Source organism: Pseudoflavonifractor gallinarum, from assembly GCF_014982855.1.
Lineage (GTDB): Bacteria > Bacillota > Clostridia > Oscillospirales > Oscillospiraceae > Pseudoflavonifractor_A > Pseudoflavonifractor_A gallinarum.
Genome location: NZ_JADCKF010000009.1, coordinates 68,022 through 84,516, shown reverse-complemented (window position 1 = coordinate 84,516; position 16,495 = coordinate 68,022). Strand labels below are relative to the sequence as shown.

15 protein-coding genes are annotated in these 16,495 nt (G+C 59.5%); 3 read left to right on the top strand and 12 right to left on the bottom strand.

Translation table 11 applies throughout. The annotated features are described in order from the left end of the window. Positions 1-10: 10 nt before the first annotated feature. From INF37_RS10710 to rny, 6 genes are all read right to left on the bottom strand, one after another. Positions 11-1,312, bottom strand: a complete 1,302-nt coding sequence (locus INF37_RS10710; RefSeq protein ID WP_101691513.1) for an amidohydrolase family protein — start codon at positions 1,310-1,312, stop codon at positions 11-13. An 11-nt stretch (positions 1,313-1,323) separates the two neighbouring features. Continuing rightward, a complete protein-coding gene (locus INF37_RS10705) occupies positions 1,324-2,148 on the bottom strand; it encodes a purine-nucleoside phosphorylase (RefSeq protein ID WP_101691514.1) in 825 nt (274 codons plus the stop codon). A 90-nt stretch (positions 2,149-2,238) separates the two neighbouring features. Beyond that, complete coding sequence (locus INF37_RS10700; protein ID WP_101691515.1) at positions 2,239-2,631, bottom strand: hypothetical protein; 393 nt, start codon at positions 2,629-2,631, stop codon at positions 2,239-2,241. Between the two features lie 125 nt (positions 2,632-2,756). Next, positions 2,757-5,360 (bottom strand): response regulator, encoded by a 2,604-nt coding sequence (locus INF37_RS10695; protein WP_193538257.1) that lies wholly within the window; start codon positions 5,358-5,360, stop codon positions 2,757-2,759. A gap of 200 nt (positions 5,361-5,560) precedes the next feature. Beyond that, positions 5,561-6,139: a signal peptidase I gene (gene lepB, locus INF37_RS10690; protein WP_101691517.1), complete on the bottom strand. Its 579-nt coding sequence runs from the start codon at positions 6,137-6,139 to the stop codon at positions 5,561-5,563. 86 nt (positions 6,140-6,225) lie between these two features. Then, positions 6,226-7,770 (bottom strand): ribonuclease Y, encoded by a 1,545-nt coding sequence (gene rny / locus INF37_RS10685; protein ID WP_101691518.1) that lies wholly within the window; start codon positions 7,768-7,770, stop codon positions 6,226-6,228. 423 nt (positions 7,771-8,193) lie between these two features. Between rny and yedF the strand changes: the two genes are divergently transcribed. Both yedF and INF37_RS10675 read left to right on the top strand, forming a co-directional pair. Continuing rightward, on the top strand, positions 8,194-8,793 hold the full coding sequence (yedF, locus tag INF37_RS10680; protein ID WP_193538255.1) for a sulfurtransferase-like selenium metabolism protein YedF: 600 nt from the start codon (positions 8,194-8,196) through the stop codon (positions 8,791-8,793). Between the two features lie 3 nt (positions 8,794-8,796). Beyond that, positions 8,797-9,060, top strand: a complete 264-nt coding sequence (locus INF37_RS10675; RefSeq protein WP_193538253.1) for a DUF3343 domain-containing protein — start codon at positions 8,797-8,799, stop codon at positions 9,058-9,060. A gap of 45 nt (positions 9,061-9,105) precedes the next feature. On the opposite strand, the gene INF37_RS10670 is transcribed toward INF37_RS10675, so the two are convergent. From INF37_RS10670 to INF37_RS10650, 5 genes are all read right to left on the bottom strand, one after another. Then, positions 9,106-9,507 (bottom strand): hypothetical protein, encoded by a 402-nt coding sequence (locus INF37_RS10670; RefSeq protein WP_235964304.1) that lies wholly within the window; start codon positions 9,505-9,507, stop codon positions 9,106-9,108. A 223-nt stretch (positions 9,508-9,730) separates the two neighbouring features. Next, complete coding sequence (locus INF37_RS10665) at positions 9,731-11,641, bottom strand: sigma 54-interacting transcriptional regulator (RefSeq protein ID WP_193538249.1); 1,911 nt, start codon at positions 11,639-11,641, stop codon at positions 9,731-9,733. Positions 11,642-11,768: 127 nt separating this feature from the next. Further along, on the bottom strand, positions 11,769-12,794 hold the full coding sequence (locus INF37_RS10660) for a Bug family tripartite tricarboxylate transporter substrate binding protein (protein WP_235964303.1): 1,026 nt from the start codon (positions 12,792-12,794) through the stop codon (positions 11,769-11,771). Positions 12,795-12,847: 53 nt separating this feature from the next. Further along, entirely contained in the window at positions 12,848-14,377 is a 1,530-nt protein-coding gene (locus INF37_RS10655) for a tripartite tricarboxylate transporter permease (RefSeq protein WP_101691524.1), read from the bottom strand. A 16-nt stretch (positions 14,378-14,393) separates the two neighbouring features. Beyond that, a complete protein-coding gene (locus INF37_RS10650) occupies positions 14,394-14,849 on the bottom strand; it encodes a tripartite tricarboxylate transporter TctB family protein (protein WP_328821072.1) in 456 nt (151 codons plus the stop codon). Positions 14,850-15,343: 494 nt separating this feature from the next. Between INF37_RS10650 and INF37_RS10645 the strand changes: the two genes are divergently transcribed. Continuing rightward, positions 15,344-15,826 carry a SprT-like domain-containing protein gene (locus tag INF37_RS10645; protein WP_193538247.1) on the top strand — a complete coding sequence of 161 codons (483 nt, stop codon included), beginning with the start codon at positions 15,344-15,346 and terminating at the stop codon, positions 15,824-15,826. Here INF37_RS10645 and INF37_RS10640 read toward each other — a convergent pair. Next, on the bottom strand, positions 15,823-16,380 hold the full coding sequence (locus tag INF37_RS10640) for a DUF2284 domain-containing protein (protein ID WP_101691526.1): 558 nt from the start codon (positions 16,378-16,380) through the stop codon (positions 15,823-15,825). The genes INF37_RS10645 and INF37_RS10640 overlap by 4 nt on opposite strands. Positions 16,381-16,495: the final 115 nt, after the last annotated feature.

Here is a 16,495-nt window from a genome sequence, read left to right as displayed (position 1 = left end):
GTTCTCCCCCTTACTTTTGGAACAGCAGGGGCAGGGCGTAGTCCTGGACCTCCCGCTTGACCCGCTCAATGTCGATGGTGAGGAACTCACCATTCTGGTATATGACCTGACCGCGAGCCATATTCATGATGACGTCGCATCCACGGGCGGCGTAGACCAGATTGGAGATCACGTCGTGACAGGGCGTGAGGTTGAGCGCGTCAAAGTTGATCAGGATAAGGTCGGCGTCATAGCCCGCCTCGATGCGCCCCGTCTTGCGGCCCAGAGCGGCGGCGCCGTTGGCGGTGGCCATGCGCAGGGCCTGTGCGGGCAGAACGGCCAGCGGGTCGCAGTTGGCGCCGTTCTGGAGAATGGCCGCCAGCTTCATCTCCGCAAAGAGATCGGTGCAGTTGTTGGAGGAGACGCCGTCGGTCCCCAGTGCCACGTTGACCCCCGCCTTCTGCATGGCGGACACCGGCGCGATGCCGGAGCCCAGCTTCAGGTTGGACATGGGATTGTGAATGGCCGAGATCCCCTTCTCGGCCATGATGGCCCAATCCTCAGGGGTGGTCCAGACACAGTGGGCCGCGATGGCCCGGGTATCCCACACGCCGTACTGGTTCAGGGTCTGGATGGGCGTAAGGCCGTTATGGCGCCCCTTGCAGGCCTCATGCTCCGTGCGGGTCTCAGAGATATGCACGTGCATGCCCAGGTCCTTTTCCCGGGCATAGGCCGCCATCCACTCCCACAGGTCGGCCCGGGAGGTGTACTCCCCGTGGATGGAGGCGTCGATCCGGATCTGGCCGTCGTTGTAGCCGTGCCACTCCTCGGTCAGGGCACGCTGCACCTGGCACTCATGGTCGGTCTCCGGGTCAAAGGTATCGGAGAAAAGCACCCCGCCGCAGCACAGATTGGCGCTGATGCCGGACTGGGCCACCCGCTGGGCGATAACCCCGGTGCGCATATACATATCGGCAATGCATGTCACGCCGGAGGCGATCATCTCAGCCAGGCCCAGATCGGTGCAGCATGCTACCGCCCGGTCATCCCATCTGGCCTCGGTGGGGAAAATATACTTCTCCAGCCAGTCCTGAAGGTTGTTGCCGTCGCCGTAGCCACGCATGGCCGTCATGGGCACATGGGTGTGGGCGTTGACGAAGCCGGGCATCAGGACGTTGTTGCCACCGTCGATCTCCCGGTCAAAGGGACCGTCGGGGCGCTGGGTGCCCACAGAACAGATCTTGCCGTCCTCTACCGCCACAAAGGCGCCGGAGAGAACGGTGTCTGCCGCATCCATGAGCACGGCACGGACATTGGAAATCAGGGTCTTCATACCGCGCCCCCTTACATCTGCTTCAGGCACTCCAGCACCAGGCGGGAGAACTTATCCTTGCAGGCCTCGGCCGCCTCGAGCACCTCCTGCTCACTCAGGGGCTGGTCCAGAATACCGGCCGCCATGTTGGACAGCAGGGTAAAGCCCAGCACCTGCATGCCGCAGTGGCCGGCCGTAATGACCTCGGGCGCGGTGGACATGCCCACCGCGTCGGCCCCGGCGATGCGGGCAAACCGAACCTCGGCAGGGGTCTCATACTGCGGGCCGGGGAAGTACATATATACGCCCTCCTTCAGCTCGATGCCCAGATTCTTGGCCGCATTGCGGGCCACCTGGCGCAGGGCAGGGGTGTAGAGCTTGGAGGCGTCAGGGAAGCGGACGCCGAACTCAGGCAGGTTCTCGCCGCGCAGAGGAGACTCCATAAAGATCTTGATCTGGTCGGTGATGAGCATCAGGTCGCCCGCCTTCCAGTCCATGTTCACGCAGCCGGCGGCATTGGTGACCACCAGGGTGTCGCAGCCCAGCAGACGCAGCACCCGCACGGCATAGGACACCTCCTCGTAGGAGTAGCCCTCATAGTGATGCATCCGGCCCTGCATGACCGCCACCCGGCGTCCCTCCAGGGTGCCGAAGACCAGCTGGCCCTTGTGGCCGGGCGCGGTGGACGCCTTAAAGTGGGGGATGTCCCGGTAGGAGACCACGATGGGATTTTCCACCACATCGCCCATAAAGCCCAGACCGGAACCCAGCACCATGGCGACCTGGGGCTTAAAATCTCCGATCTTTCCGCGGATGTAGTCGGCGCTCTCCTGGTACTGTGCAAAGGTATAGTTCATCGTTCAAGTCCTCCTAATGGATGGGGGAACAGGACGCCGGACGGAACTTCCGTCCGGCGTCCTCCCCTCTTGATTGTGTTGGTTGGTCTCTTATAGAACCGCTCCACAGTGTTTGCAGTATCGATCCTGTAAACCGCAGTGCTTTTCGCAGGCCGGGCACACCTTGACATCCCGCAGCGCGGCAGCCTGCTCCCGCAGATGCTCGATCTGGGCGTAGCGTTTTTCCAGCTCTTCCATGCGCTCCTCCAGAAAATCGCTGTGGTCTTCCCCGGTCTGGAGAGACTCATAGACCTTTTCTCCGATGTCACGCAGCAGGCCCTTACACTCCCGCTCCAACTCCAGCGCCTTCATATTCAGTTTGGCCGCGCCGAGGGCTTCCCCGGTCTTTTTCCCGGCATAGCACGCCGCCGCCTGGGCTGCTGTTCCCATCGTGGCCGCCGCCGCTTTCGTTCGGTCCAGGAATTCTTGCATACGCTCGTCCATGCGGAAGTCTCCTTTCACGCGGCAATCGCAGCGCTTTCAAGTCTGATTTCTCCTCATTTTACACCATGACGTGGGAAAAAGCAATTGAAAAGGCACACAGTTTTCATTCTTCCCGGAAGGGGCGTTCACATTCCGCCGCCCAGCGCAGCAGAGAGAGTGCGGTACACCTCAGCCAGGTCGATGGGCTTGGAGATGTGCCCGTTCATCCCGGCCTCCCGGCTCTTTTCCACATCCTCAGAGAAAGCATTCGCCGTCATGGCCAGAATGGGGATGCACTTTCCGTCGGGTCGCTCCATGGCGCGGATGGCCCGGGTGGCCGCATATCCGTCCATCCGGGGCATCTGCACATCCATCAGGATCAGATCATAGTGTCCCGGACGGGAGGCCGCAAACCGCTCTACCGCTTCCTGGCCGTCGCAGGCCGTCTCCAGCCGGGCGCCGGATGGTCCCAGCAGCTCCACGGCGATCTCCCGGTTCAAATCGTTATCTTCTACGATCAGGATGCACTTGTCCCGGAAATCATAGTCGGCCGGGCCCTCTTCCCGGGCCGGAAAGGCCCCCCGCTCCGACCACAGCCGGTCCAGCAGGTCCACCAGAGCCGACTCAAATACCGGCTTGTTCAGTACATCCCGGGCACCCACGTTCTTTGCTTTCTCCCGCACCTCATCCTCATCAAAGGCCGTGATGAGTACGACCGCCGTTTCCGGGGCCTCTCCGTGCAGTCTGCGAGCGGTCTCCACGCCGTCCAGGAAGGGCATTTTCCAATCCACCAGCACCAGACCGTAGGGATCGCTCTCATCCCGGGCGCGCTCCACCCGGGCCAGGGCCTCATAGCCGTTGTCCACCCAGTCGCACCGGGCGCCCAGCTTGCGCAGGAGCAGGGCGATGTGCTCACAGCTCTCCAGATCGTCATCTGCCACCAGAGCCCGCAGCTGTCGGTACTCCTCCCGCGGCGGTGTACCGGCACTCTCCACACGCTGGAAGGGAATGTGGACAAAGAAGGTGCTCCCCTTCCCCAGGGTACTGCTCAACCCAATCCGGCCCCCCATCATCTCCACAAAGCGTTTGCAGATGGCAAGGCCCAGGCCGGTCCCGCCATACTGGTGGGCCACTCCGGCGCTCTCCTGTTCAAAGGTCTCAAAGATCTTTCCAAAGTTCTCTTCCGCGATGCCGCACCCGGTGTCCTGCACTTCAAAGCGGATCTGCTGGGTCTGGACATTGCTCTCCAGCAGCTCCACACGCAGAGCAACCTTTCCGCCCCGCGGCGTGAATTTCAGCGCGTTTGAGAGGAGATTCATCAGGATCTGGTTCACCCGGAGCGAATCGCCGATGAGCTGCTCGTCCATATCCCCCACCAGCTGCATTCCAAAGGTGATCTCCCGCTGGGCCGCCTGTCCATAGGCCAGATCCGCCACGCCTTCCAGCAGCCGCCGGAGATCAAAGGGCTCCCGCTTGAGTTCCAGCTTTCCGCTCTCGATCTTGGACATGTCCAGCACATCATTGATGAGCACCAATAGGTGCTTGGAGGACATGCTGATCTTCCGCAGGCACTCCACCACCTTTTCCCGGTCATCGGATTTTTGCAGCGCGATGAGGGTCATGCCGATGATGCCGTTCATAGGCGTGCGGATCTCATGGGACATGCGGGAGAGGAACTCACTCTTGGCCCGGCTGGCCTGCTCCGCCCGGGCGGTGGCCTCTTCCAGCTCCCGCTGGGTACGCAGCAGCTGGGTCTCGTCGGTAAAGACCGTGATATACTGGGGCTCATCCTCTTTTTCTCCACCGGATACCCGGTAGACCTGAATCAACAGATCCCGGTCCTCACCGGTATGAGGATGGCGGTAACACACGGTGCTCTTCCAGCAGCTCTCCCCGCCGTCTTTCAGCGCGGCCGCAATGCTCTCCCGCTCCTTCTCGGTAATATAGGGTCTGAGGACATAGGGGTCTTTCATCAGTTGTTCCACGGGTACGCCCAGAATGCGCTCCGCATTGGGGGAAATATAGTCCTCCCGGCCGCTTCTGGGAGAGCTGATGAAGAAGACGGTATCCACGGTTCTGCCCAGCAGATCAAAGAGCCGGTTCTGCCGCAGGATTTCTCTGGTCTGACGGCGGATCCGCGTGCGGTAAAAATTCAATACCGCTACCACTGCGGCCGTAATAAGGATGACAAAGATCGTACCCTCGGTACGGATGTCTCCCGCCGCGCTATAATAGTAATCAAAACGGTCTCTGGCATAGTCCATGATGCCCGAGAGGATCTCCTCCATCTCGGCCTGGCTGGATGTAATCTCCTGCTGTGTGAAAGCAACGATCTCGGATTCGCTGCGCTCCTCTGCGGCGGCATATTGGAAGAGCTGTTCGTTGGCTGTTTTCAGCCGCTCCAGCTGCTCGCGCAGGGCGGCAACCTCCGAATGTTCTCCCAGATAGCGCTCTTCCACTATCTGAAGATGCTCCTCCACCTCCAAATAGATCGTTTCGATCTGTTCACGGACCTCGGCCACCATGTCGGGATCGTTGTTATATTGCAGGCGTTCCGTATAGAACTGTATCCGCTCCAGGTCATTTTGCAGGATGGAGGCGGAGTCCAGCACCCGGAAGGGATGCTCGGAGATCTGCTCCAACTGCTCCATCAGACGATAGGTGTTCAGAATGGTCATAAATACGAACGCGACGAGAAGAAGCACCAGCACCAGACCCGAAACCAGGGTCACCCGGCCTTCCCATGGCATGATCTTCTTCTCTTTCCCCTTCCACTCCACCTTGCATTCCCGCCTTTCCGCCATGCCCAATTGCGTGGAACAAATATGTTTTTATTATAGCGGATGGCACGAAAACTGGCAACATCGTCCCGGATCGGAAAAGAAAGCGTCCCCGGAGCCGATGGCTCCGGGGACGCTCTGCCGCTTTTATGGATGAATGATTCTGTGGCTCAGCGAATCAGTCCCAGATCTCCAAAGGGGAAGAGGACCAGCTCCGCCTTTCCCAGGATATAGCGGGTATCCACCGTACCCAGATCGGGATTTCGGCTGTCATTGGAGACATTGCGGTTATCTCCCATCACAAAGACCTCTCCCTCCGGCACCGTAATGGTGGAGATGGTCTGCCAGGATTTCTGCTCCATGGGCTCCAGAATATAGTCCTGGGGGATCTCCTCGCCATCCACATAGATCGTATTGGCCGCATAGTCGATCTCCACCGTCTGTCCGCCCACGGCAATGACACGCTTGACAATGGGCCCGGTGATATTCTCAAAGGGCTTGGTGAGGACCACCACATCCCCCTGCTTGGGGGTATACCCCAGACTACGCACGACCATCATATCCCCATGCCACAGGGTCGGTTCCATGGACGGTCCGTCCACGGGGGTCAGCCGTCCCACAAAGGTGAAGACCAGCACGATCCCGATGATGACAGGCGCCACTGCCTGAAGCCAGCTGTACAGACTCTGCCCCAGGGTCGCCTGCTCCTCCGGCTCATTCTCCTTCTTGACTGCCTGTGTGTCTGCCATAGTATTTTCTCCTTCTGCGCGGGGAGGCCCCGGCGTTTACCGCCGGGGCCTCCGCCTGGTGTCCCGCAGCGACTGTCCGCCGCGGCTTATTTGGCATACTCGACGACTTTGGTCTCCCGGATCATGTTAACCTTAATCTGTCCGGGATATTCCAGCTCGTCCTCGATCTTCTTGGCAATGTCCCGGGCCAGGAGAACCATCTGATCCTCAGACACCTGATCCGGCTTGACCATGATGCGCACCTCACGTCCGGCCTGGATGGCAAAGGACTTCTCCACCCCGGGGAAGGAAGAGGTGACCTCCTCCAGCTTCTCCAGACGCTTGATGTAGTTTTCCAGGTTCTCTCTCCGGGCGCCGGGACGGGCCGCGGAGATGGCGTCGGCCGCCTGCACCAGGCAGGCCACGATGGTCCGGGGCTCCACATCGTTGTGGTGCGCCTCAATGGCGTGGACCACGTTTTCATTCTCCCGGTACTTCCGGGCCAGCTCCACGCCGATCTGGACATGGGAGCCCTCCACCTCGTGGTCGATGGACTTGCCCAGATCATGCAGCAGGCCGGCGCGCTTGGCTTCCGCCACATTGGCGCCGATCTCGGCAGCCAGCAGGCCGGAGAGATGCGCCACCTCGATGGAGTGGTTGAGCACGTTCTGGCCGTAGCTGGTGCGGTACTTCATGCGGCCCAGGAGCTTGATGAGCTCGGGGTGCAGGCCGTGCACATTGGTCTCGAACACGGCGCGCTCGCCCTCGGCCTTGATGGTGGCGTCCACCTCGCGCTTGGCCTTCTCCACCATCTCCTCGATGCGGGCGGGATGGATCCGGCCGTCCTGGATCAGCTTCTCCAGGGCGATGCGGGCGATCTCCCGGCGGACCGGGTCAAAGCAGGAGACCGTGATGGCCTCGGGGGTATCGTCGATGATCAGGTCCACACCGGTCAGGGTCTCCAGCGTGCGGATGTTGCGGCCCTCACGGCCGATGATGCGGCCCTTCATCTCATCATTGGGCAGGGGAACCACAGAGACGGTGGCCTCGGCCACATGGTCAGCCGCACAGCGCTGAATCGCCAGCGAGAGGATCTCCTTGGCCTTGGTGTCGGCCTCTTCCTTATAGCGGGTCTCGATCTCCTTGACCTTCATGGCGGCCTCGTGGGTCACATCATCCTCGATCTGATGGATGAGGTAAGCCTTGGCCTCCTCCGCGGTAAAGCCGGAGATCCGCTCCAGAACTTCCATCTGGGTCTTTTTGACCACAGCCACCTCTTCCCGGGCATTCTCCAGCTCGGTCAGCTTGTTCTGAAGGTTTTCTTCCTTCTTCTCCATATTTTCGGTCTTGCGGTCCAGGTTCTCTTCCTTCTGCTGGAGCCGGCGCTCCTGCTTCTGCAGGTCGGCACGGCGCTCCTTTACTTCGCGCTCGTACTCGTTGCGGGCCTGCAGGATCTCCTCCTTGGCTTCCACCAGGGCCTCGCGCTTTTTCGCTTCCGCGCCTTTAATGGCCTCGTTGATAATGCGCTTGGCTTCCTCTTCCGCGCTGGAGATCTCCTTCTCGGCCACGTTTTTCCGCCACTGAATGCCGGCGGGGATTCCTATGGCAAGTGCGACCACGGCTGTGATCACACAGGCAATGATTGTCTGCATCAAGGTTTGAACACACCTCCATATAGTTTATTTGTAATTTTTGTTGTTATGATGTCTGTGGAATCGGTTTCCTTTGGCCAATCCACACAAAATTCGAAAAACTTCCCCTCTTGTTTTTCAAAATATTACACCGAATCTATTTTAGAACCAAGCGCTTCCCCTGTCAAGAAGTTTCGTATCCGACACAACAGTTTCCAGTGTCCATTTCACGCCATTTATTCAATAAAGACGCAAGCTAATATTGATTTTTTTTATAAAGGGATCATATCCCTCTATTTTCGCGGAAAGTGCTCCTCTCCAGTCCGGTTTTTCCGGAAGAAAACCGCTTTCTTCTCCCCCTGCCGTTCCACTCCAGTTGACAGTTTCCCGCTTCAAATCTATAATATTTTTCACAAAAAGAAACCATTTGAAGGAGATTTTACTATGTCTCGTATCATTGACGCCAAGGGAAAGGCCTGTCCCATGCCGGTGCTCATGGCCAAGGAGGCCATCTCCGCGGGCGAGAGTCAGTTCACCGTTCTGGTGGACAATACCACTGCCGTTGGAAACCTCCAGCGTCTTGCCGCGAACCAGGGTTTTGACGCCTCGGTGGAGGAAAAGGACGGGGCTTACTGCCTGTCCTTTTTGAAAAATGGTTCCCTGCCTGTTGCCTCTGCGGAGGAGCCGGTCTGCGCGCCCGCTCCCTCTGCCGGCTACGCCATCTTTGTGGGCCGGGACATCATTGGCGACGGTGACCGGGAGCTCGGCACCAATCTCATGCGGATGTTTTTCTATACGCTGGCCCAGTCCGACGATCTCCCCCGCTCCATCCTGTTCATGAACGCCGGCGTAAAACTGCCCGCCGGGGATGAGCAGGTGGCCCAGCACCTCCAGACCCTGCTTGACCGCGGCGTGGAGGTACTGGTCTGCGGTACCTGCCTGAACTTCTACGGGATCGCCGATCAGCTCGCCGCCGGTACCGTCAGCAATATGTATGACATTCTCACCCGTATGCAGGAAGCGGGCAAGGTGATCTCTCTCTAAGTCATGGATTACTGTCTGATTACCTTCTCTTCCTCCAGCGGGGCCATCCAGGCCCAGCGGGCCCTGAAAGGCCACCTTTCCTTTCAGACCATGCCGGTCCTGCGGGAGATTTCGGCCAGCTGCGGCATTGCCGTCCGTCTCGCCCCTGACGCGGCCGACGAAGCCCGCTCGCTCCTCTCCCATTCAGAGCTGCGGGCAGATGAGTACGCCTTTTATGGCATAAGCGGGCACGGCCCCACGCTTACCGCACAGCCCCTGTTTGGATAACGTATGTTCATTTGAAATCCCCCGGAGGATACCTCCGGGGGATTTTCAGTACTCTGTGACCGAAAAAAGAGAAAGTGCGCCATCCAGGGTCACGGGCCCGCTGCTGCGGACCAGAAACCGCATTCCGGTCTGGACCGGCACCACAAAGAGAAACTGTGTTCCCATGGACAGCGGCTGCTCATCCGCAGCATGTATCACGGCACGCAGCATATCCTCCTCCGCCAGACCGGTCACCGGAATCACCGCACAGCTTCCCCCGGCCGGCAGCTGCGCCACCAGATGACAGGCGCAGTAGGCAATCCGCCGGGGCTGAGTCAGCACAGTATCTCCGTTCTGGAGTGTAAAGGTGCCTTGACCAGGCAAAAAATCATGGAAGCGCACATAGGTCCCATCGCTGTAGCTGCCCTGGTTGACCAAGAACTGGGCATAGTCCGTAAAAGCAGACAACCCCTGAGGGCCGGTGGGGCCGGCAGCGCCAGCTGGTCCGGTTGCCCCGATGGGGCCGGTCGGGCCGGTTGGACCCGGCGGACCTGCTGGCCCCTGTGGACCCGGCGGGCCTGCTGGCCCCTGTGGACCCGGCGGGCCCGGGACACAGCACAGGCAGCATCCGGGCGGTCTCTGTGACGGCATATGGCATCCCCTCCTTCCTCAGGGTATGCCGCCGGAGGGCTCAGGGTGTCTTTTCCTCCTGCTGCTTTCGAAGGGCTTCCTGCCGCTTGGTCATACGCCAGAGGGTAGTACGGCTGATCCCCAACTCCTTGGCCAGGTCCTTTTTCTTCATGGTGACCGGAATCTGGAAGGTGATGGGTTCCTGCATGGGCCGCTCCACTTCCACCGTCCGCGGACTCTCCCGCTCCGGGAAAAAGAGGTGAAGATCCCGCAGGGCCTCCTCATCCACCGCCTGGGCGCTGCTGAGCACCACCAGCCGCTCACAGACATTGCGCAGCTCCCGCACATTGCCCGGCCAGGCGTAGCGGCGCAGCAGGTCCCGGGCCTGCGGCGTCAGCAGAGGCGGACTTTTTCCCTGCTCGGCCGCCAGCACACGGATCTGGCTCTCTACCAGAGGCAAAATATCGTCCGGCCGCTCCCGCAGGGGCGGAATATAGATCTCCAGGGTGTTGAGCCGGTGCAGCAGGTCACTGCGGAACTTCCCCTGGGCGATCTGGCTCTGGATATTGACATTGGTCGCGGCAATGACCCGCACATCCACCGGGATGACCGCCGTACTTCCCACACGACGGATCTCCCGCTCCTGGAGCACACGCAGGAGTTTGGCCTGGAGGGTGACGGGGATCTCCCCGATCTCATCCAGGAAAATGGTCCCGTGGTGGGCCAGCTCAAAGAGGCCCGTCTTTCCCTCCCGGGACGCCCCGGAGAAGGCCCCCGGCTCATAGCCGAACAACTCGCTCTCCAGCAAGGTCTCGGGCAGGGTGGCGCAGTTGACCGCCACAAAGGGCTGGCCCGCCCGGCTGCTGGCGGCATGGATGCTGTGGGCAAAGAGCTCCTTTCCGGTGCCGGTCTCCCCGGTGATCAGCACGTTGGATGGGGCCTGGCTGAATTTTTTTGCCATCTCCACCTTGTGCTGCATGGCGGGACTGACTGCGATGATGTCCCGGAAGGAGTACTTGGCGCTCAGCCCCTTCTGGAGCAGGCCCCGGCGGATCTTGCGCTCTTCCTGCAAGATCTTATCCGCTGCCTGGGTGGTGATCAGCGTTCCAAGACCGGAGGTCTCGCCGGAAATGAGCTTGTATTTGACGAGAAAGCGCTGCCCGTACAGATTGAGGAAATTCTCATCGCCGTCCCGGCAGGGATTTTCCCGGTTTCCAATAAAGGTGAGGTCCGGGTGGATATCGCTCACCCGCCGTCCCTTCCAGTCCGCCACGAAGGCCAGATGGTAGAGCTGGTAGGCCTGGTCATTGGCCTCCAGAATACGGCCGGACTCATCCACGGCCAGCACAGCGTCCTCATTCCCATCCAGGATCATACGGATGATATTGCTCTTGGTCCGCTCTGTATTGATGCTGATCGCCGTATTCTTGGCCTCCACCAGAGCATGTTCCAGCGTCTCGGAGCGAATGTGGATATAGGTATATGGCATCCCTCTGCCCTGGCAGATGTGCCCGACGGTGCCGCCGCAGACCACGGCGTCCATCCCGTCGCTCTGACAGGCGTCCACCGCCTGAATGGCACTCTGCTCATCCGTCACCTCATAGATGCGGATCTTTGCCCGGCACAATTCCTCCAAACCGCCCAGAATACTCTGTACCTCTTCCCGTTTGAGGCACAGTCCGATCCGGTTCGGGTGAAAGTCCTCCCGGCATTGGAGCAGCGCGCCCATGATATCCATCCCGTCAAAGCTGAGGTGGGTCACATGCTTTTCCGGATAGAGTTCCTGGACCTTTCCATAGGTGATCCCTCGGGCTACAATGACGTCATAGCGCTCCAGATGGTGCAGGATCTCCGGCGTGCCGAAGCAATGGACGGCGTCAATGTGGACCTCATCGCTCTGCATCCGTTCCACCAGGCGTTCCACCGGCTTGAGCATCTCCGGCGCAGGGACAAATACGATGACATTGACCATCAGACCTCTCCTTTCCCATCCGTTTTGATTCCCCCCGGTCCACCGGCCGGGGCACTCACAGAAAATAGGGAGCGAACCCTCTGATCTCGCAGGTCCGCTCCCATGATACTATATTTTAGCCTTCGGCTCAACCTTCCTTGGAAGCCAGGTAGTCAGCCTGGAAGTCAGCCACATACTGGGTGGCCTCCTCGGTGGCCTTATACTCGTCGATGAGCTGGTTGAGCTCCAGGTACTCCTTCCAGGCCTCGCTCTCGGCGCACTGGCCCAGAACGTTGCTCCAGTAGGTCGCTGCCTCATCGCTCATAGCAGCAGGGGCAGCCACGCCGCGCCACACGGGCTTCTCCACGTTCTCATAGTCGCCGATCTCAGAGAGGGTGGGGGCGTCGGCCAGATTGCCGGTGAAGCGCTCGGTGGACAGGGCCAGGGTGGGGGTCAGGTCGCCGGACTCCACATACTGGGAGGCGGCGGCGGGCTTGGAGATGACGAAGTCCAGGTTGCCGCCCAGAGCAGCGGTGATGGCGTCGCCGGTGGAGTCATAGGTGATGTAGCCCATCTGATCCTGGGTCAGGCCCAGCTCCTCCAGGAGGGCGTTGTAGGTGGCGATATCGTCGCCCTTGGATCCGCCGATGACCACATAGGTGCCGTTCTTGGCGGCCTCAATGGCAGCGCCAAAGTCGGTCAGATCGCCGCCAGCCTTGGCATAGTCGGTCTTGTGCTCGGCCGCAGTCTCGCTGGTGAAGAGCAGCTGCTTATCCACCGCCATGATGGCCAGGATCCGGAAGTTCTCCGCGCGGTTCTTGGTGTTGTCCACCATGGGCATCAGGTCGCCGGAGTTGAAGGTCAGCAGATTGTAGTCCGCGCCGCTCTTCATGGTGGCGATCTTGTTGCGGCCCACCTCACCGGCGCCGTCGGTCTCATTGGAGACCACGATGGTCTGGTCATTGACCAACTTCTCGTTGGTCATAATCTCACTGAGCTTGCGGGTAAAGAGGTCAGAGCCGCCGCCCGCGGAAGAGGTGCAGATCCAGGTAATATTTTTGGTGGGGTTAAACTCGCCGTTTTCATTGATGTCGGAGGCACCGCCGCAGGCCGCCAGAGAGACGGTCATCATGGCCGCCAGAGACAGGGAGAGCAGTTTCTTCTTCATATTCATGATTCATCTTCTCCTTATGAATTCTTATAGATATAGGATACGTCCAGAGAATATCAGACCGCAGCCTTGGTGTTGCTGCCCTTGACCTTGCGCAGGATGCTCTTGACCACGGGAGTCAGAACCAGCACCAGGAAGATGGCCAGCAGGACCAGCTTCAGGGGGCTGTTGACAAAGATACCCAGTTTGCCCTGAGAGGCGATAAAGGCCTTGCGCATGTTCTCCTCCAGCATGGGGGCCAGAACAAAGGCCAGCAGCATGGGGGCGGTGGGGAAGCCATTCTTCTCCAGCAGGTAACCGATGATACCGGAGATAAACATGATGACCACGCCGTACATGGAGTAAGAGGTGCTGTAAGCGCCCACGATGCACACGCAGGTGATGATGGGGATCATGTACTTGACAGGCACGCTCAAGATGTTGATGAGCACAGGGATGATCAGGATGGCCACCAGCAGGGTGAACACGTTGGCCAGATACAGGGAGGAGATCAGGCTCCAGCAGAACTCAGGGTTGGTATCGAAGAGCAGGGGGCCGGGATTCAGGCCCCACATCATCAGGCCGCCCAGCAGAACGGCGCCGGTGCCGGAACCGGGGATGCCCAGGGCCAGCAGGGGAGCAAAGGCGCCGGCGGCAGCGGCGTTGTTGCCGGCCTCAGAGGCGGCGATACCCTCAATGGCACCGGTGCCCATGGGCTCCTCGCTCTTAAACTTCTTCTGCATGGCATAGCCCACCATGGAGCCGGTGGTGGCACCGGAGCCGGGCAGAACGCCCACAAAGGTACCCAGCACACCGGAACGGAGGATGGGGGGCAGGATGCGGCGGAAATCGTGGCCCTTGAGGAGGCTGCCACGGATGGAGAGCTTCACCTTCTGCTCCTCACTATGACGCTTTTCCTCGTCAGCCTTGCGCTCATTGACCAGCTTGATAACCTGGGCAAAGCCTACGCAGCCGATGACAAAGGGAGTAAAGGTAATGCCGCCCAGCAGGTAGATGTTGCCGAAGTCGTAGCGGGGCACGCCGGAGAGGGTGTCCATACCGATGCTGGCCACCAGAATGCCCAGCATGGTGATGACGATGCCCTTAATGGGGTTCTCACCGATGAGCCAGCTGATGCTGGTCATGGCGATGAGCAGCACCACGGTCATCTCGGCATAGCCGAACATCAGTCCCACCTGGGCAAGACCGGAGGCGGTAATGGTCAGGATCAGGATACCGATGGTGCCGCCGATGAAGCTGGAGAGGTTGGCGGCCACCAGAGCCTGGCCGGGACGGCCCTTCTTGGCCATGGGGTAGCCGTCCAGGGCAGTCGTAATTGCGGGGGTATCGCCGGGGATGTTCAGCAGGATGGCGCTGAAGGAGCCGCCGTACATGTTGGAGTAATAGAGGGCGCCCAGCATGATGATCGCGGTGGTGGGATTGAACTTATAGGTGAGGGGGAGCAGCAGAGCCACGCCGGCCAGGCTGCCGATACCGGGCATGGCGCCGACCACCAGGCCCAGGATAGCGCCCAGCATACAGGCGCCGATGTTTACGGGATCCAGAACGGTCTGAAATCCGGCAAACAGCATTGCAAAGTTTTCCATACTTTTTCAGACCTCCTTACATGAAGAGCTCAAACAGGCCCATGGGGAACTGAACCTGCAGCCAGACCACAAATACGCCGATGATGATGGCGGCCAGAATGGCCTCAATGATGATCACATGCTTCCAGGGTGCATGCTCCACCAGCTTGAGCCACAGCACCAGGTACACCAGGCAGCTCAGGATCAGACCGATCACCATGCTGCCGATGATGATACCGGCGGCGCCCAGAATGACCATCAGCTCCGCACGGTTATACTGAACGTCCTTCCCGTCCTTATCCCGGGCCACCTGGATAAAGCTGGCGATGCTGGCCAGCAGCAGGACGACCGCAATGATGATGGGGAAAAATCCAGGGGTGGGACCCGCGTCCCAAAATCCAAAGTCGATCATGCCGACTGCAATGAACACGATGGCCACAATGGCAGTGACTACCGGGATCAGTGCCCGTGTGTTGAGTTTCTTTTTCTCCACGTTCTATCTCTCCTCTCTTGCTTCCGGCCGGTGCTCCTATGGCCCCAGCCGTCCGGCGGAGTCGCCGGAGTTTGCCCGCTCCCGCATATCGACTGTACATTACCCTCCTCCGATGCAGTTGCAGGCGGTCAAGACCCTCCCGCGGGCCTCATTCTGCCCAAATAAAAAAGCAACGCCTGTGCCAATCTCCCATTTTTTCAAACTTCTCTTTTTTCTTTCGGTGCTTTTTGTACAAATTATCCTGTGTCTTTTCAAAAAATGTCCTTATATTTCCTCCCAGAAATTCTTAACAAAAAGTTTTCAATTTTTTTATGGAGTTGCGCTTTGGAACAATTGCTTCATTTTGTTTCACAATTTGTTTCAAAAAATGAAACGCGTTGAAACATATACGTTTCAACGCGTTTCATTTAACTTCTGTGTGAAAAAAAGGATCCCTCTACCCACTTCTGTTTCACCGAAGCACATGGTATCATACTCCAAAAGGAGGGGATCTTTTGCATCCATTTGACAGGCTCCTGCTCCAGGTACAGCAGGAGGCACATGCTCTGAGCATCCCGATCTCTGCTCAGATCGTCCCCCACGTGCACATCAACACCCGGGCACTCACCCGATTTGGCCGCTGCTTCTTTCGGGACGGAGCATACCACATTGAATTGACCCACCGCCTTCTGGATGCGCCGGAGTGGGCCATCCGCCAGACACTGGCCCACGAGCTGCTCCATACCTGTCCCGGCTGCCAGAACCACGGGCCGCTCTGGCAGCGCTATGCTGGGCAAATGAATGCCGCTTACGGCTACTCCATCACCCGCACCGCACTCCCCAGTTCTCTGGGGCTTGCCGACGAAAAGCCGGTGCGTCACTTGGTGGTCTGTCTCTCCTGCGGCCGGGAATTCCCCCGCTCCCGCGCCTCCCGCCTGACCCAGCACCCGGAGCGCTATCGCTGCCGCTGCGGCGGCAAACTGGCGCTGCGCTTTTAGCCGTTTGGCGTATCTGTCGCACACTTCCCGTGAAAGAGAACGCAGCTGGTATAGGTAATGGTGTTGGGTCCGTAGTAATAGGGTACGCCGGCCCGCTCGCAGGCGCTGGATACCAGCAGTCCAAAGGCCTCCATGGAGATGACCGCCCGCTGGGGGAAGCGGCAGGGCGCATCCGGATAGGTACACTGAGCACACAGCTGGCAGGTCCCAGCCCCCAGGGGCAGGCAGTCGGCTTCCTCCGCCCGGGCCGCCTCTGCCAGGGCGGCAAAGCGCTCCTTGTGGATCCGCTCTGTCTCCATCATGGTGTCTGCGTCAAAGGGGTCGTCCAGCATGCCGGTACTCTGTACCAGCACGCCCTCCCCGTATTCCTTCAGCCGGGCCGCGCACTCCTCCAGACTTCCGCAGCCGGGAGGGCAGGTCCACCGGGTACCAAAGGCCCCGCACCGGCCTGCCGCACACATATCCCGCACCTCCGGCAGACACTCCAGGTCCTGTGCACGCACCACTCCCACATGCTCAAACCCAAATTCCTGCGCCTTTTTGCACCAGTCCATCGCGACCGTCCCTCCCTAATTTATTTTATATTTTTTATTTTACTGCTCTTTTCCCCCATATGCAAGCTTTGCCCATTTACGCCAGCTCAGATGAAGAGTATAATAAGATATTCTA